Source organism: Microbacterium sp. KRD172, from assembly GCF_017168295.1.
Taxonomy (GTDB): domain Bacteria; phylum Actinomycetota; class Actinomycetes; order Actinomycetales; family Microbacteriaceae; genus Microbacterium; species Microbacterium profundi.
The window spans coordinates 3,002,316-3,023,586 of record NZ_JABFAS010000002.1; the positions used below are offsets into that span (position 1 = coordinate 3,002,316).

The 21,271-nt window shown below is 67.2% G+C and carries 13 protein-coding genes; 5 read left to right on the forward strand and 8 right to left on the reverse strand.

Annotated elements, in window-relative coordinates; translation table 11 throughout:
* Positions 1–16: 16 nt before the first annotated feature.
* The 6 genes from J1M43_RS14805 to J1M43_RS14830 form a co-directional block, all read right to left on the reverse strand.
* On the reverse strand, positions 17–6,103 hold the full coding sequence (locus J1M43_RS14805) for an Ig-like domain-containing protein (protein WP_206477159.1): 6,087 nt from the start codon (positions 6,101–6,103) through the stop codon (positions 17–19).
* Between the two features lie 126 nt (positions 6,104–6,229).
* Positions 6,230–6,826 (reverse strand): DNA-3-methyladenine glycosylase I, encoded by a 597-nt coding sequence (locus J1M43_RS14810; protein WP_241245251.1) that lies wholly within the window; start codon positions 6,824–6,826, stop codon positions 6,230–6,232.
* Between the two features lie 74 nt (positions 6,827–6,900).
* Positions 6,901–8,958: an acyl-CoA dehydrogenase gene (locus J1M43_RS14815; RefSeq protein ID WP_206477160.1), complete on the reverse strand. Its 2,058-nt coding sequence runs from the start codon at positions 8,956–8,958 to the stop codon at positions 6,901–6,903.
* 225 nt (positions 8,959–9,183) lie between these two features.
* Positions 9,184–10,005 carry a MetQ/NlpA family ABC transporter substrate-binding protein gene (locus J1M43_RS14820; RefSeq protein ID WP_206477161.1) on the reverse strand — a complete coding sequence of 274 codons (822 nt, stop codon included), beginning with the start codon at positions 10,003–10,005 and terminating at the stop codon, positions 9,184–9,186.
* Between the two features lie 49 nt (positions 10,006–10,054).
* Entirely contained in the window at positions 10,055–10,726 is a 672-nt protein-coding gene (locus J1M43_RS14825) for a methionine ABC transporter permease (protein ID WP_206477162.1), read from the reverse strand.
* Positions 10,726–11,499 carry a methionine ABC transporter ATP-binding protein gene (locus tag J1M43_RS14830; RefSeq protein WP_206477163.1) on the reverse strand — a complete coding sequence of 258 codons (774 nt, stop codon included), beginning with the start codon at positions 11,497–11,499 and terminating at the stop codon, positions 10,726–10,728. Before J1M43_RS14830 ends, J1M43_RS14825 begins: the two co-directional genes overlap by 1 nt.
* A gap of 2 nt (positions 11,500–11,501) precedes the next feature.
* On the opposite strand from J1M43_RS14830, the gene J1M43_RS14835 reads away from it, so the two are divergent.
* Positions 11,502–11,933, forward strand: a complete 432-nt coding sequence (locus J1M43_RS14835; RefSeq protein WP_206477164.1) for an OsmC family protein — start codon at positions 11,502–11,504, stop codon at positions 11,931–11,933.
* 119 nt (positions 11,934–12,052) lie between these two features.
* On the opposite strand, the gene recQ is transcribed toward J1M43_RS14835, so the two are convergent.
* Positions 12,053–14,131 (reverse strand): DNA helicase RecQ, encoded by a 2,079-nt coding sequence (recQ, locus tag J1M43_RS14840; RefSeq protein ID WP_206477165.1) that lies wholly within the window; start codon positions 14,129–14,131, stop codon positions 12,053–12,055.
* A 78-nt stretch (positions 14,132–14,209) separates the two neighbouring features.
* Between recQ and J1M43_RS14845 the strand changes: the two genes are divergently transcribed.
* From J1M43_RS14845 to J1M43_RS16860, 3 genes are all read left to right on the forward strand, one after another.
* Positions 14,210–14,536 carry a GNAT family N-acetyltransferase gene (locus J1M43_RS14845; protein WP_033105270.1) on the forward strand — a complete coding sequence of 109 codons (327 nt, stop codon included), beginning with the start codon at positions 14,210–14,212 and terminating at the stop codon, positions 14,534–14,536.
* Positions 14,533–15,462: a pirin family protein gene (locus J1M43_RS14850; RefSeq protein ID WP_033105271.1), complete on the forward strand. Its 930-nt coding sequence runs from the start codon at positions 14,533–14,535 to the stop codon at positions 15,460–15,462. Before J1M43_RS14845 ends, J1M43_RS14850 begins: the two co-directional genes overlap by 4 nt.
* A gap of 74 nt (positions 15,463–15,536) precedes the next feature.
* Positions 15,537–17,105: an HNH endonuclease signature motif containing protein gene (locus J1M43_RS16860; protein ID WP_052166759.1), complete on the forward strand. Its 1,569-nt coding sequence runs from the start codon at positions 15,537–15,539 to the stop codon at positions 17,103–17,105.
* 195 nt (positions 17,106–17,300) lie between these two features.
* Here J1M43_RS16860 and J1M43_RS14860 read toward each other — a convergent pair whose 3' ends face one another.
* Positions 17,301–20,243, reverse strand: a complete 2,943-nt coding sequence (locus tag J1M43_RS14860; RefSeq protein WP_206477166.1) for a S8 family serine peptidase — start codon at positions 20,241–20,243, stop codon at positions 17,301–17,303.
* A gap of 473 nt (positions 20,244–20,716) precedes the next feature.
* Here J1M43_RS14860 and J1M43_RS14865 point away from each other — a divergent pair, with 473 nt between their 5' ends.
* Positions 20,717–21,259, forward strand: a complete 543-nt coding sequence (locus tag J1M43_RS14865) for an ECF transporter S component (protein WP_206477167.1) — start codon at positions 20,717–20,719, stop codon at positions 21,257–21,259.
* Positions 21,260–21,271 lie beyond the last annotated feature (12 nt).

Sequence of the window (21,271 nt, forward strand, 5' to 3'; positions counted from 1 at the left end):
TCGCTACGTACATCGTCTACCAGGCGCGTTTCTCGTATGCTGTGCCGTTGATCTCGACCCAGACATTCTGCCCGGGGTATCCGAAGTAGCAACTGAGCTGCCTGGTGCCGTTCGCCGGCAGGCTGACCGAGTGGTTGCCGCCGATCTGACCCTGGTTCGAGCTCTGACAGGTGACGTTGTACGTCCCCGCGGGGAAGTCCTGTGTGTTCACCTTGAAGTAGGAGCATGACGCGGTGCTGCACCCCGGCTGCCCCTGCGCGGAGTCGCCGCGGGTTACCCAGGCGCGCGGGTCGGGCTTCTTGTCCGTCGTCGCAGAGTCCGAGGCGACGGCGGACCACGTGCTGTCGTTCTTCACCCGCACTTCGATAGTGATCGTCTGCGAGTACGGCGCGCCGTAGTTTGCGGAGCCGCTTCCGCTGACCGACTGCCATGAGCCGGGGGTTCCCGGGCCGGTCACCCTGATCTGCGTTTCCGTGATGGGCTTTCCGTTGTCCCCGTTATTTCCCCACGACACCGTGACGTTCGAGCCATTATTGGTGGCCTTCGCTCTCGGCTGAGGGGGGACACCGTAGGGCGTGGCCGCATTGGACGCAGCCGATTCGACTCCCGTATAGCTGCCCGTGCCGGTGTTGGACAGCGCGCGGACCTCGACGCGGTAGGCGGTGCCGTTGTTGAGCCCGCCGATCGTGTTGTTGGTCAACCCCTGCCAAGTACCACCGTTCAATCGGTACTGGTAGCTGATCTCCGATGCCCTGGCACCGTTTCGCTGCTTCGCTGTCAGCGCATAGGTGTCAGCGATCGTGATCGATCGGTCATTCGCGGAGATCGACGGAGTGTTCGGGGCATCCGGCCTGATAGCGCCACGGCGCTCGGCCGATGCGGGGCTCCACGCTCCCCAACCCGCCTTGTTCTCAGCGCGAACGATGTAGGTGTAGCCATTCTCGGAAGTCGCTACGACCACCGCCTGGCTGGTCTGTCCGGCGGGGACATCGATCGTCCGCACAGTCGATCCACCCTCGAGGACCTGCACCTGATAGCCGTCGATCGAATCGCCGTTGCTGTTCGGCGCCGTCCAGGCGACCTGCATCTGCGCCTGATCCCCGACCGGAGCCAGTTCCGCCGTCGTCGGTGCAGCCGGCTGCACCGGCGGGCCGGCGGGAATCTCCGCGATCGACCATCCGCTGTACGTCGACGGCTCGGGCGCCCGGTTCACCGCCTGCACCCTGACCTGGTACGAGGTGCCGTTCTCCAACCCCTCCCAGGTCAGCGAGTTCCCGGTCACACCGGTCTTCTCAGTGATGCCTGACGGAGGTGCCGGGGAGATCTGAAGGTTGTACGACTCGACGGGAGAACCCGGTGTCGTCGGCGTGGTCCACGCGACCTCAAGCGACTTGTCGCCGAAGACGAGGGTCGGGGCAACCGGGGTGTCAGGGCGCGCATCAGGGCGGGCGACTACCGACGCTCCGGACGGCTCCGAATCGCCGACACGGTTGGTCGCGATGACCTGGAAGGTGTACTCGACGTTGTTGGTCAAACCGTCCAGCGTGCACGTCGTCGACGCGCACTCCTTGCTGTACGCGCTTCCCGACGTGCTCGAGACGGTGTATTTCGTGATCTCGGCACCGTTGTTCGATGGGGCCGAGAACGACACCACGACAGTGCGATCCTGCACGCTCGTCACCTGCGGTCGGCCCGGCGCCTCCGGTACGCCCTGCACCGTCAGCACGATGCGTCCGTCGACATACCGGTCGGTATCCTCGGTGGCATCCTCGATCGTGTACCTGACGACGAGCGTGCCGACGAACTCCTCGTCCGGGGTCACCCGGACCTCGTCGCCCTCGACCGTGGCGCTGCCGTTGCCGGATTCCAGTGCGGCCGAGACGAGCTTCAGCGGGGTCTCGGGGAACGGATTGAAGTCGTTCGCGAGCACGGGCACAGAGATCGTCTCGCCCTGGTCCGCCTCGTCGATCGTGTCGGTGTTCGCCGTCGCCATCGCGCGCGTAGATGCCGTGACGTTCACGATCACGGTGCCCTCGACGGGCTCGGTCTCGCCGTCCGTGACCCTCACAGTCAGCGTCTGGCTGGTGCCCTTCTTCGCGTTCGACGCCGCCTCGACGCTCAGAGATGCTCCGTCGGTGCGCGCGGTCAGACCGTTGCCCGGGTTGCCCTCGAGCGAGAATTCGTGCTTGCCGGCATCCTCCGGATCGGGATCCGTGGTCAGCGCCTCGAGATCGAGCGTCGTGGGTTCCTCGCCTGGCGCGACGTTGATCTCGGCACGTGTGAATGTCGGCGGCTGGTTGTCCGGCGGCAGCACGGTGACCGGGATCGTCAACGTGGCCTTGCGGCCTTCGGGATCATCGGGACCGGTGCCGTCAGTGACCTCGAACGAGATGCCGTCTTCGCCGAAGAAGCCCGGCTTCGACGTGTAGACGAGCGTGCTGGCGTCCTTGACCAGATCAGCGCCGTCCGCGTTCGATGCGCTCACCTTCGCGTTCTCGGTGATGACGACCGATCCACCGCCCGCGACCGTCACGTACTCGTCCAGCGGGAGCTCTTTGGTCTCGCCGCTGACGACCTCGACGGGCTTGGTCGAGGTGAGCGACGGTCGCAGATCCTTCACGGCGGGAACGAAGATGAACGCCGAAGTCGACAGCTCGTCGCTGTCGGTGAGTGTGTATCGGATCAGCTGCATCTGGTCGCCGACCGTGACACGCACCTTGCCGTCTTCGAGCAGGGTGCCGCCTGCACCGACCTCGACTTCCAGCGCCTCGGTGGTGCCGTCCGGGTCCTCATCGTTGGCGAGGATGTCCACATCGCTGGTGAGTTCGCCGTCGGTGAGGTCCGTCGGCAGCACGCGGTCGTCGCGCGCGATCGGCGCGAGCAGCGGCACGTCCTCATCGACCGTGATCTGCAGCACCGCCTGAGCTGTGGCTCCTCGCGAGTCGCTGATCGTGTACTGCAGCGACGTCTCGACGGCCCGATCGGGGGCCTGCACGAGCACGCGGTCGCCGGAGATGCGGGCTTCCAATCCGGCGTCCTCCGGCAGGACGAGACCGTCCTTGACGAGCGAGACGGTGTCGCCCTCGGGATCGGAGTCGTTCAGCATCACCGGCACGGCGATCTCACGCCCCGGACGCACCACGACGGCATCCTTGACCGCGTACGGGGCCTGGTTCATCTCTTCGGCCGGGGCGACACCGACGCGGATCGTCGCCGTGCCCTCCTTGCCGAGACGGTCCCGCACCCGATAGGAGAACGTGTCGACACCCGAGGAATCTGCGTACGCCTCGTAGACCAAGTAGTTCTGCGCGACCTCGGTGATCCGCCCCTTGGTCGGATTCGACGCAAGGCCGATCAACTCGACGGAGTCGCCGTCCTGGTCGATGCCGTCCAGCGGCACTGCGATGTTCGCCACGTTGCCGCTCAGGACGCGCGTCGTGATGTCCTTCGGCCGTGGTGCGGCATTCTCATCCTGAACGGGCACGATCTGGATCGTGATGTATCCGCCGACCTTGTTCCCGCGCGTGTCAGACACCTCGTATGTGGCGTAGACGGTCTTGGGTTCGTCGCCGGCCTTGAAGCGCACGGCATCCTGCGAGACGAAGATCTCGCCGTCCTCCGGATCGACGAAGGGTTCGATCAGTTCGGGCTCGAGTGTCAGCGCGTCGCCGACCGGACTCGTGTCGTTGTCGAGCACCGGAATGGTCACGACGTCACCGACGCGCACGACGGCCTGATCCGGGGTCGTGACCGGGGGAAGGATCTTCTCCGGCGCGGGGATCGGTATGACGACCACCTCGCCCTCGGCGGTCTTCGACCCGTTCGAGATCCGATAGCTGATGCGCACCTGCTCGTCGAGCGCGCCCTGGTCGCCGATGCGCAGCGACTCGTGGTTCAGCACGGACACCGAGACTCCGCTGCCCGGTTCCACGCTCACCGACTGGATGACCAGGATGCCACCCGACGGATCGGTGTCGTTGTTCAGCACGCCCAGCAGCACCTCGCCGCCGGTCGGCAGCAGTGCGACGTCGCGCACGGCGACCGGGGGCAGATCCTGCTGGTCCGCGTCGGCGACGTCGATGCGCACGATTCCCGGCACGCCGTTCGGCCCGGCAGCGACCTCGTACAGCACGTAATAGACACCGGGTGCGGGAGCGCTGAAGGTGAAGGTCTTGTTCGGATAGTCGGGCTCGACGGTCGCGCCCGGTGTCTCGTCGCCGTTGACCCTGGTCAGGCGGAGCTGCTCCTGGCCGGAGCTGGAGTCGTTCGCGAGCGGCGACACCGTCACCTGCTCGCCGACGCGGGTCATCACGTGGTCGGCATTCGTCTTCGGCAGCGTCGATCCTGCGGGGCGCACGTCGAGCACGAGCGTGCCTGTGGCGATCTCACCGAGAGCATCGGCGACCGAGATCTCCACCTCCTTGCGGCCCTGCAGGCTCGCTGCGGCGCGGTAGGTGATCTGCCCGTCGGTGGTGAACTCGACCTCGTCGCCCGGGGCCGCGATGACCTCACGCAGGTAGATGTCGTCGCCCTCCGGATCGATCCAATCCGGCAGGATGTTGTACGAGATCGTGCCACCGGTCTCGATCGCCAGAGCGGTCGAGCGCTTCGGCTTCGGGGCGGAGTTGGTGTCCCAGTCCTTGACCGAGAGGTTCACGTTCGCGGTGTCCGTGCCGCCTCGGCCGTCATCCACTTCGTACGCGAAGGATGCCGAGCCCGAGGCATCGTCCCCCACGGCGATCTGCAGCGAGCCGCCGTCGTAGATGGGCTGCACTGTTCCGATCGACGGCTGCTGTTCCGCGATCGCGGCGACCAGCACATCGCCGTCCGGGTCGTTGTCGTTGTCGAGCACCGGCAGAGCCGTGGTCTGGCCCGGTCGCACGCCGTACTCGTCGTCTTCCGCGACGGGGGGCGTGTTCACATCGGTGCGCACGGGGAGGGTGGTCTCCACGGTCTCCTGCGTGGTGTCCTCTTCGTCCTCGGTCTCGCCCTCGGGCGGGGTCAGGTCGTCCCAGTTGTCGACCTGCTGCAGGCTCTCATCAGTGAGCCACGCGGCACCGCCGACCGTGTCGTTGAGGATGATGACGTCGCGGTTCACGCGGAACTTCAGGGTCGCCGACGACTCGACTCCCGGCACCTCTTCGTTGATGTCGTCGTCCTCGCCGGGGCATTCGCGGACGAACGTACCCGTGCCGGACCAGGCGCCGTACGTGCAGCCGAGCAACGACACCGGGGCCGCCGGGGTCCCCTCACCACCGGCCTCGGTCACGACCGGCTCGGCCCCGTCGAGCGGCACGTCGATCAGCTGCGACGCGGTCGCCACGGTCACGGCATCCGTCGCGGCGGAGGCGTACTGCAGTACGGCGGAGTCCGCCTGGGGGATCTCGGTGCGGAACCCGCCGGGAGTCATCAGGGCGCTGTCGGCCGGTGACAGCACGACCGGCGTCACGCCGACCGCCGTGATGGTGGGAGCGATCGAGGTGTCGATCTCGCCGAGGGAGGCGGACTGCGGGTCAAGGGCTTCACCCTCGTTGTCGACCGGGATGGTGACCACTTCGGCGCGCTCGCCGGAGATGGCGTAGACCGTGCCGTCCTGACCGATGGTCACGTCGGAGTTCTTGCCGAGTTCGACGAGCGGATCCGTGCCCTGCAGCTCGAACCCGGAAATGGCCTTGACCGGCACGACCCAGAGGTCGCCGGATTCGGTGTCGAGGAGCGCCGCTGTCTGCGCGCCGAGCGCGACCTTCGCACTCGAGGGGATCGTCGTGCTGTCGCCCAGCGAGACGCGCGCGGGGTCGACAGCCGTGAGCGTCGCATTGCTGCGGTCGGTCACGAGCACGGTCGACTCGTCCTGGAGGATGTCGAAGCCCTCGCCAGTGGTGCGCAGTCCGCCGTCGAGCAGAGTGGACTCGTTGTTGAAGTGGCCGACCATCAGCGCCGACGACTTCGTGATCCAGACGCCGCCGTCGTTCAGATCGACCTTCGTGGTCGGATTGCCCTCATACGCGAAGGCGAGCGTGCCGATCGCGACGACCGTCGCTGTGACGCCCGCAACCGATGCGGCTGTCTTCGGCCTTGCGCGCAACCAGGACAGCGCCTTCATCGTCAGTCATCCCCCGATTAACATCTGCTTCGTGTCGGCGCCGTTCGCAGCCGCTCGCGGCAAGGCGCACCGGTACATACTAACTGCCGCAGGCGAAGCACCCCACGGGCAGAAATGCCCATCTGATCAGGCTGCGCGCCAGCACCCCTCCACATGGTCATCGACCATGCCGGTCGACTGCATCAACGCATACATGGTGGTCGCTCCGACGAACCGGAACCCCCGGCCGCGCAGCGCCTTGCTCATCGCGGTCGACTCGGCGGTCACCGCCGGCACGTCGTCGAAGGAACGAGGACGGGTGCCGGGGGCAGGAGCGAACGACCACATCAGCTCGTCGAGATCACCCTCCACCATCTCCGTCACGAGGCGCGCGTTGCCGATCGTGGCGAGGATCTTCGCGCGGTTGCGGATGATCCCGGCATCCGCCATCAGGGTCTCGACGTCGTCCTTGTCGAAAGCGGCGACCGCCGCTGGGTCGAACCCGGCGAACACCTCGCGGAACCGCGGACGCTTGCGCAGGATCGTGATCCAGCTGAGTCCGGCCTGGAAGCCTTCGAGCGCCATCTTCTCGAAGAGCGCGCGGTCGCCGCGCAGCGGCACTCCCCACTCCTCGTCGTGGTACCTGGCGTATTCGGCATCCGTTCCGATCCACGCGCAGCGCGCGCGTCCATCGGCGCCGGTGCGGAGGGAGGGGGAGGGGGAGGGCATGTTGGTCAATTCCATGAGACCGAGTCTGGAGCACGAGGCCGAGTCACGGCAGCTCGGTCTCGTGACGCAAGCTCGGTCTCGCCGGGCGGTCAGGCCTTCTTCTGCTTCTTCAGCACCTTCTCCGAGATCGGCGCCTGGCCGGATGCCGCGAGCTCGGCGTAGTACGCACGCGCCTCGTTCTGACGCTCGAGCTCCGCACCGCTGGCGATGGGAGCGCGCACGTGCTCGGGCTCGTAGCCGAAGGCATCGACCAGGTCGAGTGCATGCGGCCGCAGTCGCAGGCAGAGCCGGTCGATGTAGCTCGACACCGCCGCCGCGCGCTGGGTCGAGAGTCGCCCGTTGATGATGTGCCACGCGAGGTGCTTCTCGACGAGCTGCAGTCCGAACAGGTCGCGCAGCCAGGTGAGCACCTGACGCGTTCCGTCGTCGGGCATGCTGTTGACGGCATCCGTGAACGCCTCCCACTGCAGCAGCTCGCCATGCGCACGGGCGGCCTCGATGAGGTCGGCCTGGTTCTCGTTGAACAGCTTCTCGCCGAGCACCTTGTCCTTGCCCGCTGGACGCAGGCGACCGGCGATGTCGGCGACCATCTGCTGCACACGATCGGCGAGCAGCTCATGCTGCTGCTCGGCACGCAGCCCGTTCTCGACTGAGCGAGCCGTCGAGCCGAAGTCGGCGATGTTCTGGCCGAAGCGGCGAAGACCCGCACCGTGGAAGACCTTGCCAGCGGTCTGTCCGACGGCGTACTTGGCGAGTGCCGCGGCATCCTTGTCCTTGAACTGTCCTGCGAAATCCGTCAGCAGGCGCTTGCCCACCAGCTGCAGCAGGATGTTGTTGTCGCCCTCGAAGGTGACGTAGATGTCGAGGTCTGCGCGCAGACCGACGAGACGGTTCTCGAACATGTAGCCGGCGCCGCCGCAGGCCTCGCGGGCCTCCTGCAGGGTGTCGAGCGCGTGCCAGGTCGACAGCGGTTTGAGGGCAGCGGCGAGAGTCTCAAGGTCTTCGCGGTCGTCCGGAGTGTCGGTGCGGCCAGAGAACACGCCGTCGAACTTCTGCAGGAACTCGTCGTGCGCGAAGATCTGCGCGTACGTGGTCGCCAGACGCGGCAGCAGACGGCGCTGGTGCTTGCCGTAGTCGAGAAGCACGACCTCCTGTCCATCCGCTCCGTCGAACTGGCGGCGCTGCGTGGCGTACGTGATCGCGATGTACAGGCCGAGGGCAGAGCCCCAGGATGCTGCGCCGTCAAGCGACACGCGCCCCTGCACCAGGGTGCCGAGCATCGTGAAGAAGCGGCGGCCGGGGCTGTCGATCGGGCTGGTGTAGGTGCCGTCGACTGCGACATCGCCGTACTTGTTCAGCAGGTTCGTGCGGGGGATGCGCACGTGGTCGAACGAGAGGCGGCCGTTGTCGATGCCGTTGAGGCCGCCCTTGAGCCCGTCGTCCTCGCGGCCGATGCCCGGCAGGTCGGCGCCGTCGTCGCCGCGCAGCGGCACGTAGAAGCAGTGCACGCCATGGCTGACGCCGTTCGTGATCAGCTGCGCGAACACGGTCGCCGCGACACCGTGCAGCGCCGCGTTGCCGAGGTACTCCTTCGTCGCGCCGCGGAACGGCGTGTTGATGACGAACTCCTCTGTCTCGGGGTCGTAGGTCGCGGTGGTGCCGGCCGAGGCGACGTCGGAGCCGTGTCCGATCTCGGTCATCGCGAAGGCGCCGGGGATGGAGAGGTCCATGATCCCGGGGAGCCACTTCTTGTGGTGCTCCTCGGTGCCCAGCTGGAGCACGGCGGATCCGAACAGTCCCCACTGCACGCCGGCCTTGATCTGCAGGCTCGGATCGGCCGCGACCAACTCTTCGAAGCCGGAGATGTTCGCACCATTGTTGTCTTCGCCGCCGAATGCCTTCGGGAACGCGCGGTGCACTGCCTTGTTCTCGACCAGGAGGTGCAGCTGGCTGAGCACGCGTTCGCGGTGCTCGTCCTTGCCGAGCTCATCCATCCGCCAGAACGCCGGGTCCTTGATCATCTCCCGCGCGGTGCGGCGCGTGTCGGCCCAGGTTCCGAGCAGAAGGTCGTTGACCCGGTCGACATCGATGCGGGGCGCATCGTCGTCTCGGTGTGTCGTTGCGGTGCGGACGGCGGCGTCGACCATGAGAGTTCCTCTCAGAGAGAAGTAAGGATGCTTCAACCGTAGGAGTCCTCCAACACTTCACCAAGCGTTGTGTGCGCAACCTCCAAGCCTCCCGCGGCACGCGGTCAGGTCGAGTTGTCGCGAGGCCACAGTCGTAGCCGCCCGGGTCGTTGAGCGAGCGAAGCGAGACGAAACGGGCTGAGCGAGCGGAGCGAGTCGAAGCCCTCGACCCGACACCGCCCCCTTTCAGAAGGCGACGTCGATCGTGCCGTTGGACTCGATGACCTCACGCACCTCGTCACTGGCGAACGCGGCCTTCAACGCCGCGGTCGCCTCGCTGTCGGCATCCTCTTCACGGACCGCGACGTGCAGTGCGAACCGGTCGTCGAGTTCTGTGATGAGGCCGTCGTCGGCGGGGTTGAGGCCGAGAGCCGCGATGTGGGACGGCCACTGGAAGACGAGGTCGGCCTCCTCGTACGCCGAATTGAGCGATGCGATCGGCACCTCGAGGAACTCGATGTTCTTTGGGTTCTCGGTGATGTCGTCCACGGTGGACACGTAGGGGTCGACATCGGGGTCGAGGGTGATCACGCCTTCGGCATCGAGCAGCTTGAGCGCGCGGCCCAGGTTCGACGAGTCGTTCGGCACGGCGACCGTGGCGCCGTCAGGAAGGTCGGCGATGTCGTCGAGCGTCTTCGAATAGAACGCGATCACGAAGTTGTACACCGGCTGCACGGCGACCAGCGAGGCGCCGTTGGCCGCGTTGAACTCCTGCATGTACGGCTCGTGCTGCGAGAAGTTGCCGTATGCGTCGCCGTCGTTCACGATCGTGTTCGCGGTGATGTAGTCCGAGACCTCGACGAGCTCGATCTCGTAGCCGTCCTCGATCGCCTCCCCCGCGGCCTCGACGACATCCGTCATCGGCGCGGTGACGGCGGCGATCTTGAGCACGACGGGTTCGGATGCCGCGGCATCCCCGCCTTTGGACGGCTGGCCCGACGCGCATCCGGCGAGCACCAGAGCGGCTCCGATGCTCGCGGCGAGGATGCCGATACGTGCGGTTCTCATGAATCCTTCTTTCTTCGGGGTGGTTGTTCCACTGGGCCGGCGCGGCGGCTCAGCGGTGGTCGAGTTTCTCGGAGGCGCGGTGTCCGACGGCCTGGATCACCAGCACGCAGACGACGATGATCGCGATCGTGATGTACATGAGCGCGTCGTTGTACTCCTGGTAGCCGTAGCGCATCGCGAAGTCGCCGATGCCGCCGCCGCCCACGACGCCGAGCACGGTCGAGTACGACAGCAGGCTGATCGCGGCGGAGGTGAGCGCGTAGACGAGTCCGGAACGTGCCTCGGGAAGGAGGACGCGGAACACCGCCTGCGGCAGCGTGGTTCCCATCGCGACCGCGACGCGGGAGATGCCGGGCGGGATCTCCCGGAGGATCTGCTCGACCAGCCGGGCGTATATGGCCACGGCGACGAAGCACAGCGGCAGGGTCGACGCCTGCGTGCCGAAGCTGGTGCCGATCACGGCGCGGGTGAACGGGATGAGGAAGACGACGAGCAGCAGGAACGGGAACGAGCGGACGATGTTGATGTACATGTTCGCGATCGTCCAGACCGGGCGGTTCTCGGCGATGCCGCCGCGCTGCGTGAGAAACACCACCATCCCGAGCGGGAGTCCGATCAGCACAGCCGCCGCCAACGACACGAGCATCATGTACCCGGTCTCGGCGAGCGCTTCGGCGATGTCCGCGCCGTACTCGGAGAGGAGGCCGGTGAGCCAGCCCATCACATCAGCTCCCGCTTGACCTGTTCGTGATAGCTGGGCATCGCGCGCAGGTCGGTCTTCTTCACCGCGAAGAGTTCGCGCATGCGCCCCTTCTCGAGCAGCAGCGCGCGATCGCAGATCGCCTTCACGACGTCGAGGTCGTGCGAGATCACGACGATCGTCGTGCCGAACTTCTCGCGGGCGTCGAGCAGCACGCGGAGCACCTCGGCGGTCGTGCTGGCGTCCAGCGAAGAGGTCGGCTCGTCGCAGAGCAGCAGCGGCGGGCGGGTGACCAGCGCGCGGGCGAGTCCGACGCGCTGCTTCTCCCCACCGCTGAGCTCGGCCGGGTGATGGTCGGCGCGATGCGTGAGGCCGACGAAGGCGAGCATCTCATCGACGGCGGCCCGCTCTTCGGCACGCGTGCGGCGGATGCCTGCCCTGCGGCTGATCTGGAGTCCGAGCGCGACGTTCTGCCGCACGGTGCGACTGCTGAGCAGGTGGATGCCCTGGAAGACGACGCCGACCTGCCGGCGCAGCATCCGCATCTCGCGGCGACTGCGCCCGGCCATGGTCGCACCGTCGACGCGCACCTCACCGCGGTCGGCCGTGATGAGCCCGTTGACGAGTTCGAGGAGCGTCGTCTTGCCGGCACCGCTCTCGCCGATGACGCCGAAGATCTCGCCGCGATCGATGCTCAGGTCGATGCCGTCGAGCGCCGGCGGCTGATCGGGACGGTCGCCGTAGCGTTTGCTGACGTCGCTGAACTCGACGATCGTCGTGCTCGTGGTTTCCATCGATGCGTGCCGCTTTCCTTACAGAGGCGATCAATCGTGACGGCGGAGAAGGGACGGCCGCAGTTCCGGATGGACTGACGGTGACGGTGTCGTCACCGCTGAACCCCGACCGCGATCCGGCGGGGACGAACCCGGAGCAGCTGCTGGCGCTCGCCTGGGCGACGTGCCTGAACGCGACGGCGCAGGCCGTGGTCGCGCGCCGCGTGCAGACCGCGGTGCGGGTCGAGGTGGAGTTGCACGATGCCGCGGCGGGAACCGGGTACGAGTTCCACGTCGATGCGTTCCTGTCGGTGCAGGATGCGGATGCCGCGGAGACGGAGCGCGTGCTCGCGGCCGCGCGCGCCCGTTGCCCGGTTTCGAAGCTCATCGGAGGCGCCGCGACCGTCACCGTGCACGCCGAGCAGTTCGTTGGAGAGCCGGCTTCGACGCGCTGACGCTCGCTCAACGACCCCCGCGAGGGAACCATCTGCTTCGCGGGTCGTTGAGCGAGCGGAGCGAGACGAAACGGGTTGAGCGACCGAAGGGAGTCGAAACCACACCGACTCCGCAACCCTCAGTTCGCGGCGACCACCGCGAGCACGGCGTCGCCGTAGGCCTCGCGCTTCTTCTCGCCGATACCGGTGATGCCGTCGAGATCGCCCATGGATGCGGGACGGATCTCGGCGAGCGCACGCAGGGTCGCATCACCGAACACGATGTACGCCGGCTTCCCGATCTCCCGCGCCGTCTCGGCGCGCCACACCCGCAGGGCCTCGAAGAGCGAACGGTCGCCCTCGGCGACAGCATCCGACGCCGCCGACGTCTTGCGCGCGCGACTCACGCTCACCCGACCGATGGTGTCCTTGCGCAGCGGCACCGGCGTCTCGCCGCTGAGCACTCCGGCCGCCACCGCGCCGGGGGCGAGCGTGCCGTAGTCGCCCTGGGCGACGAGGATGCCGCGCGCCAACAGCTGTCGCACGACGCTGCGCCAGTCCTGATCCGACAGGTCGGCTCCGATGCCGTAGGTCGCGAGGCCGTCGTGCTTCTGCTGGCGGATGCGATCGTTCGATGATCCGCGCAGGATGTCAATGAGGTGGCCGGCACCGAACGCCTGGTTGCGCTCGCGCTTGAGCCGCACGATCGTCGACAGCAGCTTCTGCGCCGGCACGAGGCCGTCGAACGTCTCGGGCTTCTCGAGGCACGTGTCGCAGTTGCCGCAGGGGCCCGATTCCTGACCGAAGTAGCTCAGCAGGTTCTGGCGCCGGCACTCGACGGTCTCGCACAGGGCGAGCATGGCATCGAGGTGCTGCCCCATCCGCATCTTGAACGTGCGATCGCCGGGGCTCTGGTCGATCATGCGGCGCTGCTGCACGACGTCGCCGAGGCCATAGGCCATCCATGCCACCGCGGGCTCACCGTCGCGTCCTGCGCGACCGGTCTCCTGGTAGTAGCCTTCGACGGACTTGGGCAGGTCGATGTGAGCGACGAAGCGCACGTCGGGTTTGTCGATGCCCATGCCGAACGCGATCGTCGCGACCATCACGACCCCGTCCTCGCGCAGGAACCGCGACTGGTTGGCCGATCGCACCTCGGCGGGAAGTCCCGCGTGGTACGGCAGGGCGTCGAGCCCCTGCGCCGCGAGATACGTCGCGGTCTGCTCGACCGACTTGCGGCTGAGCGCATAGACGATGCCCGCCGGCTGAGTTTCGCCCGCTGAGCCTGTCGAAGCGTCGGCGGACGACTGCATCGAGCGGATGAACTGCACCAGCTGCTTGCGCGGGTCGACCTTCGGGACGATGCGGTACTGGATGTTCGGGCGATCGAAGCTCGCGACGAAGTGCTGGGCTCGCGCTCTTCCATGGGCACCGTCGAGCTGCAGACGCTCGCTGAGTTCTTTGTGCGTGGCGCGGGTCGCGGTGGCGGTGAGCGCCATGCGCGGCACCCCGGGGAATCGCTCACCGAGGTCGCCCAGTGCGAGGTAGTCGGGGCGGAAGTCGTGGCCCCACTGCGACACGCAGTGCGCCTCGTCGATCGCGATGACGCTGAGCGTGCCGCGCTGCAGCAGTGTCGTGGTCTGCCTATTCGACAGCCGCTCCGGTGCGACGTAGATGAGATCGAGCTCGCCTGCGACGTATGCCCGCTCCACCTCGGAGCGCTCGGATGCCGACTGCGTCGAGTTCAGATACGCCGCGTTCACGCCGTTGGCGCGCAGCGCGTCGACCTGATCGTGCATGAGTGCGATCAACGGGCTGATCACGAGTCCGGTGCCCTCGCGCACGAGCGCGGGCACCTGGTAGGTGACGCTCTTTCCGGCGCCGGTCGGCATCAGCACGACAGCATCCCCACCGCCGATCACCTGATCGACGATCGCCTCCTGGTCGCCGCGGAACGCGTCGTATCCGAAGACCGTGTGCAGCGCCTCACGCGCGGTCGCATAGCGCGCCGGCGTCGTGCGTTTTCCGTTCCCTGAGCCTGTCGAAGGGTCCGTCACCACTGGTGTCGTCGGACCCTGACCCCAGTCGAGCGGCGGCTCGTATCCTGGTCCCTGCGGTTCCCAATCCATCTCTTCGGGCGGAGGAGCGTCTTCCCAGGGGTCGGGCTCGGCCGGATCCCACGGCAGATCCTCGTACGGGTCACGGGATGTCTGCGGCATCCCTCCAGCGTAACGACCCCCGCGGACGCGGGCCGTCCTAGGGTGGGGATAACCAGCGGACGCGAAGGAGCAGCAGCCATGACCGACGACACCACCGTCACCCGCAACGACGAAGCCTCTCGCTACGAGATCCATGTCGGCGACGTCCTCGCCGGTTTCGCGCAATTCGATCAGCGACCGGGCGAGATCCGCTTCGTGCACACCGAGGTCGATCCCGCGTTCCAGGGAAAGGGTCTGGCTTCGGTTCTCGCTGAACGCGCGCTGGCGGATGCCGCAGCATCCGCCGACACGATCGTGCCGTACTGCCCCTACATCGCGAAGTACCTGAAGACCCACGAGGTCGAGGGCGCCGAGATCCGCTGGCCGAAGCTTCCGACCGACCCGGCGGATGCCACAGGCCGATGATCGGCCGGCGCACCATCTCGCTCGAACCGCGTGAGGTGCCGCTCGGCGGCGTGCGCGGCATGAGCGTGCTGCGCACCTTGCCGAACCGCGACCTGCCGACGGTCGGCGCGTGGTGCTTCCTCGATCGCTTCGGGCCAGGGCCGGTGCGGATGCGCGTCGAACCGCATCCGCACATCGGGCTGCAGACCGTCACCTGGCCCCTCGTGGGCGACATGCGACACCGAGACTCGGTCGACAGCGATGTGACGCTGAAGCGCGGACAGCTGAACCTCATGACGGCCGGGAATGGCATCTCGCATTCCGAGTACTCACTCGGCGAGGATCCGATCCCGCTCGACGCCCTACAGCTCTGGGTCGTGCTGCCGGAGTCGGCCAGGCATGGTGCGGGTGGGTTCGAGCAGCACACGTCACTTCCCACGGTGGCGGTCCCGGCTTCCTCAGGTTCGGATGCCATAGCGACGGTCGTGCTCGGCGAGTTCGCGGGGGCACGCTCCCCCGCGACGGCCCATACGCCGATCGTCGGGGCGGAGATCGCGCTGGCCGCCGGGAGCCGCGTCGCGCTGCCGCTCGATGAGGCGTGGGAGCACGCGATCGTGCTGGTCGAGGGCGATGTCACGGTCGACGGGCGCGCGGTGGCGCGCAACGAGATGCTGTATCTCGGGGACGCGCGCTCGGACGTCTCCGTCTCGAGCGCCGAAGGCGGGCTGCTCTTCATCCTCGGCGGCGAGCCGTTCGAGGAGGACCTGGTGATGTGGTGGAACTTCGCCGGCCGCACCCACGATGAGATCGCTCAGGCGCGTGCCGATTGGGAGACACCGGATGCCGCATCCGCTCGCTTCGGGCACGTGGTGACCCACGGGACCGAGCGGATCCCCGCACCCGAACTGCCGAACGTGAGGTTGAAGCCGCGGCGGCGGAGGATCTGAGCACGCGCGCAAAGAATCGAATATAGCCTCGATATTTTCTTGCCATCTTCGATGGTATGTTCTAGACTCGAGGTATGGCAACGATCAGCCCACCGCGACCGGCACTCGAGGAATCCTTCGTGCGTCAAGGGGAGCTGCTCGACGGCTGGGTCGAGTTGGGCAAGCAGATCGGCGCCCTCGATGCGCAACGCGCTGAACTGTTGGCCGAGCGTCTCGACATGTTGGCGCAGGAGCGTTCGCTGGAACCGGGATCTGATGAGATCGCGTTCCGGTCGATGTGCGCAGAGTACGCGGCTGCCGGACACATTCCGCCGACCACGGCGGCCACTCACATCACCGACGCGTGGGCGTTGGCGCGCATGTTCCCAGAGACTCTGGCCTCGTTGGCGTCCGGGGCCATCAGCAAGCGGCATGCAGACGTCATCGTCGCCGCGGCTCCGAATGTGAGCGGCCATCCCGAGGCGGCACGATTGCGCGGTGAGTACGAACAACAGGTTCTGCCTTTCGCAGAGAACGACACCGCCGCTCGCACGCGCACGCACGCGCGTGGCGTAGCCGCGGCGGTGCATCCGGAAGGAATGGAAGAGCAGCATCGCCGGGCGCGGTCCGAGCGCACGGTCACCGTCAAGTCCGACGGCGACGGGATGGCGGTGCTCACCGCGATCCTGCCCGAGCTCCTCGCCTATGCCATCCATGACCGACTGACGGCGATGGCCGATGATGTCACTCATGCGCGGCCGGAAGGGCAGCGCCGACCCCGCCGGTCCGCGCTGGCGAAGATCCGGGCCGAGCGCGATGCCGCCCTCGCACAGCAGACGCCCTTCGATCCCGAACCGCCGATCGATCTCGAGAATGAGTTCCGGCATTCGATGGAGAAGCCTGCGCCGTGGGAGAAGGCAGCGGCAGAGCGTCCGACAGGCGACGCGGAGACCGTTCCCGCTGAAGGTCAGCACTTCGACGACTTCATCGGTGATGAGCACTTCGACGACGTGGCCCGCGACGACGACACAGTCCATGACTCCACGCCGATGCACGATGGCTACGGCGCGCTCGAATACGACACGCGCACCAAAGATCAGCTCCGCGCCGACATCCTCGCCGACCTGCTGCTGACGACGACGCCCACCAGCGTCACCACCACAGCACTCGGATCCGTGAAGGCCACTGTTCAGATCACCATCAGCGCATCGACGCTCGCGGGCGACGACGACGCGATGGCCGAGCTCACCGGTCACGGCCCCATGACTCCTGATGCCGCACGAATCCTGGCGGGTCGCGCCGGCAGTTGGGATCGGGCGTTCCTCGACCCGCGAGGCATGGTCGTCGAGACCGACAACTATGTTCCGACCGCAGGGATGAAACGGTTCCTGCGCGCACGCGACCAGCATTGCCGCTTCCCCGGCTGCCGCGCGCCCGCACACCGTTGCCAGATCGACCACAACCACGACCACGCCAAGGGCGGGCCGACAGCACTGTGCAACCTGTGCCTGTTCTGCACCAGCCACCATCCGCTCAAGCATCCCGACGTCGATGCTCGCGATCGATGGACAGCGAAGCAGCTCGACGACGGCGTGATCCTGTGGACCAGCCCGCTCGGACGCACCTACACCGACGAAGCTCCGCTGCGCGTGATGTTCGTGTGAGGGCTAGTCTTCGGCGGGGTGGTCAGCCGATCGTGAATGCGCTGCCGGATTACCGATGGAGCGTGCGCGAGGCAAGTCCGCGTGACCGACGACGAAGGGGCGTCCCGCGCATGTGCACGAGGCGCCCCTTCCCATCCGGGCAGTAGCTCTACCGGCGAGTAGCTCTACCGGCGAGTAGCTCTACTGCCGATCTCTCTACCGTCCGGTGTCGACCGAGACGATCGTGCGCACTGCGGACTCGCCGTACTGCACGACGCCGAGGTACTTCGTGCCAGCGGCGAGGCCACTCCAGCTCAGCTCGTAGCTTGCAGCCTCTCCCTGTGTCACGGAGAGAGGGTTCGGCGTCGCCGTGAGCGCACCTTCGCCGCCCGGTGCCACGTCGGCGTAGGTCATGTCCCACGTCATCGGCGCGGTCGTCGAGTACACGTTCGCGACGATCAGGTACGTGCCGGCCGTCGGGGTCGGCAGCGTCACCTGCTCATCGGCCGAGGCGGTCGCCGACTGCCAGCGCTCGTAGTAGCGCAGATCGTCCGGGCCGACCACGCGGTACACCGTCAGATCGAGGTCGCTTCCCTCGTCATCCGACGAGTCGAGATCGAACCGCGACAGCGTGGTGCCCTCCGGAACATCAACGACCCACGAGACGTCCTTGTTCGCATCGCCTGAGCCCTCGTCGCCCGAATGCCCGTCGACGGGACGCGCGGGATCAGTGAGCAGCTGGAACGGCGTGAGACCGGCGAGGTTGAGCGGCAGTTCGCCGTCCACCCCCGGAGTGATCTCGACGACCGTGCTGCCGTCGACACCGGTTCCGGCCGCCTCGGCCGGTGCATCCGCCGTCACGGGGAACACCGCGATCGGCGAGCGCACCGAGTTCGACTCACTCGACCAGGTGAGCGATCCGGTCGCCCACTGCTCGACCGGCGCGCTCTCGTTGTCGAACGTGACAGTGTACGTGGCCGTCTCACCGGCGCCGCCGAAACTCAGCGTCGAAGGCTCGACCGTCGCACTCACCCCCGGCACGTCGATGCTCGCCGTGAACGTGCCCGCCTCGGTCGACGTCACCGTGCGGGTGACCGTCTGCTCGCTGGCAAGGGTTCCGACCGAGATCGAGGCGAGATTGAGGTCGCTGCCGTCGATCGGCTCGATGCCGTCGAACTCCGCCAGACCCTTGCCCTCGATGAACGCCGCCCAATCCGCGACACCGTTGAGATACAGCATCCCCGGCTCGAAGAAGCGGCCAGGATCGACCTGCCCCGCACCCTGGGCGAACGGGTCGGTGCTCGCCGAGCCGTCGGCGTTGACCGTGTCATAGGCGGTGGTCATCATCGCCGACTTCACCTCGGCAGGCGTCGCGTTCGGACGCTCGCCGAGATACAGCGCACCGAGACCGGCGATGTGCGGCGACGCCATCGACGTGCCGGACAGGATGCCGAATGTCGGAGCATCCTTGCGAGCATTGTTCGTCGCAGCGAGGATAGCCACGCCAGGAGCCGCGATGTCCGGCTTCATGACATCGCTGCCGTCGGCGTGCACCGGCCCGCGGCTGGAGAATCCGGCGATCTGAGGCACCGGAGTCACCTCATCCGTCGTGTTCTCGCCGACCAGCGAGATCGGCCGGTCGACGCCGCCCTGGACATAGGCGAGAACCGCCTCGCGATGCGCCGATGCCAGGTGCACGGTCGGCACAGCGTGGAAGTCGTTGTCGAGCGAGTCGGCCTCGCCCGGAACGTTCACGAGCACCATGCCGATGCCGCCCGCATCCTTCACGACCTGCGACTTCTCCGCACGTGCGTTGCTGCCGCGATCGCAGACGACGATGCGCCCGGAGACCTTCGCAGGGTCGAGCGTTCCTGGCAGGCACAGACGAGGATCGACCGCGCCGGCAACCGCGGCATCCGCGGCGTAGATCGACGGACCGGTCACGGTCTCACCGAACGGCACCGAGACGGATGCTCCGGCCTGAGCGAGACCGTCGAACACGACCGTCCCCTCCCAGGTCGGGATCGTGGATGCGGCGACCGAGGTGTACCACGGCGAGGCGTGGTCGGTGGTGACCGCATCGGGTCCGTCGTTTCCGGCGCTGACCGCCACGAACACGCCGGCCGCAGCGGCGTTCAGGAACGCGATGTCATCCGGGGCGAGCACCGTGGTCGCCGCTCCGCCGCCGATCGAGTAGTTGATCACGTCGACGCCGTCGGCGACGGCCTGATCGATCGCAGAGATGAGGTCGCTGAGCGCGCAGATGTCATCGTCGGTGACCGACGCGTCCGGACCGACGTAGCAGGCCTTGTACGCCGCGACCTTCGCCGCTGGCGCCACACCCGAGATCGTGCCCAGCCCGACGCCGTTCACCGCGGCGTCGACCCCGAAAGCGCCTGCCGCCGTGCTGGCGGTGTGCGACCCGTGCCCGTCACCGTCACGCGGGGAGAGGTAGTCGTACTGGAAGTCGAATCCCGCCGCCGTGGCACCGGCCGAGAAGTACTGCCCGCCGATCAGCTTGGTGGAGTAGTCGCGCTTGTCCCAGTCCTGGCCCTGCACGATCGCTCCGCGGAACTGACCGCCATCGGATTTGTCGAAGTACACGTACGAGCCGTCGCTGTACGGGTCGTTGCCGCTCTGCTTCTGCTTCTTGAGCTTGTCGCCCGCGAACGACGGATGCTCCGGCGCGATGCCCGTGTCGATCACGCCGACAACGACACCTTCGCCGGCGTTGTCCACGCCTCCGGTCTCGTCCCAGACACCGCCTGCACCCGCGGCGTCATCGCCGAGGCCCAGGAAGTCGGTGGAGGTCTGCGCGTCGGGATGACGGACCTCATCAGGGAACACCCCGAGCACGTCCTTCGACGACCGCAATGCGTCGACCTGATCACCGGTGAGGTCGGCGCTGAAGCCGTTGAGCGTCACCTGGTAGGTCGCGTCGGTCGTGACGCCCTCTGCCTGCGCGAGCTTGCGCTGCTCGTTCGCGAGGTATGCGATGTACTTCTGCGAGTCAGCCGAACGGGCGTCGAGCTGCTTGCCCTGCTTCGGTTTGGTGCTGCGGAGGCCCTTCGTTTCTCCTTCGTAGGTGGCGAGCGGGTCGGCCTTCATCATGACGATGTAATGCCCTGGCGTGCCCTCCACAGGTGTGGGATGTGTCACCCCCTCGACGCTTGCGGAACTGGCTGTTGCCGAGGATCCGATGACGACTGCGGCCACTGTGACGGCCATCGCCAATCGGAAGGGTGATCGACCCATGTGTCTCTCCGATGGTCTGCGAACTGCGGCTGCGTTGCCGCACAGTCGATCAACTTAGCGTCCGTGCACCGACCGCACCAGATGCCGATCTGGCGAAAGATCTGCGAGAGATGGAGACGTTTGGAGAGCCGTATGGAGACGTTTGGAGAACGCTCACACACGCTCTGGCGTGTGCAGACGCCCAAGCACCGGTCCGCGCGCAAAGGCGCGCGGCGGGTGTCCATGCGCGACACTCCGACGGTGACGGCGGTCGCGAGCGGTACGGTCCACGCCGCCGGATGGACGAGGAACGGTGCCGCGGCAGTCGAGGCGACGAGCGGCGCATCGCACGGTTGCCGGCGCGGCCGAGACCGCCCTGGCGCAAGTAGGCTGAAGACGTGGCGCGAACCCCTCTCCTGTCGACCAGAGTGCTGCTCGTGTGCGCGGCCATCGGCGTCGCGACCGGCATCGTCGGCGGGATCGCGGGAGTGCTGACGCCGTTCGTGCTGTTCACCGCTCCGTACGCGTACGGCCTGCTGCTCGGGGCCCACGTGCTGCCAGGAATCATCGCGCAGGAGGTGCTGCGTCAGCCGCTCGTCGCACTGATCACCCACGTGATCGCGGCGCTCGTGTCCAGTGCTTTCAACCCTGCGTGGGCGCTGCGCTTCATCGGCACCGCACTGCTCTTCGGCGCGATCCAGGAGGGCGTCGCCGCCCTCACCCGTTACCGGGTCTGGGGGGCATGGCGATTCTTCATCTCGGCGATGGTGATCGGCGTGATCGTCGCGGTCGTGGTCTTCTTCGTCGCGCATCTGGGATCTCTGCCGCTGTGGGCGCAGATCGCGTACCTCGTGCTGTCCCTGCTGGGCCCGATCGCCTGGACCGCCATCGGACTCGCGGTCGGTTCGGCCCTGGGCAGAGCAGGCGTCGCGCACCGCTGATCCCGACGAGCC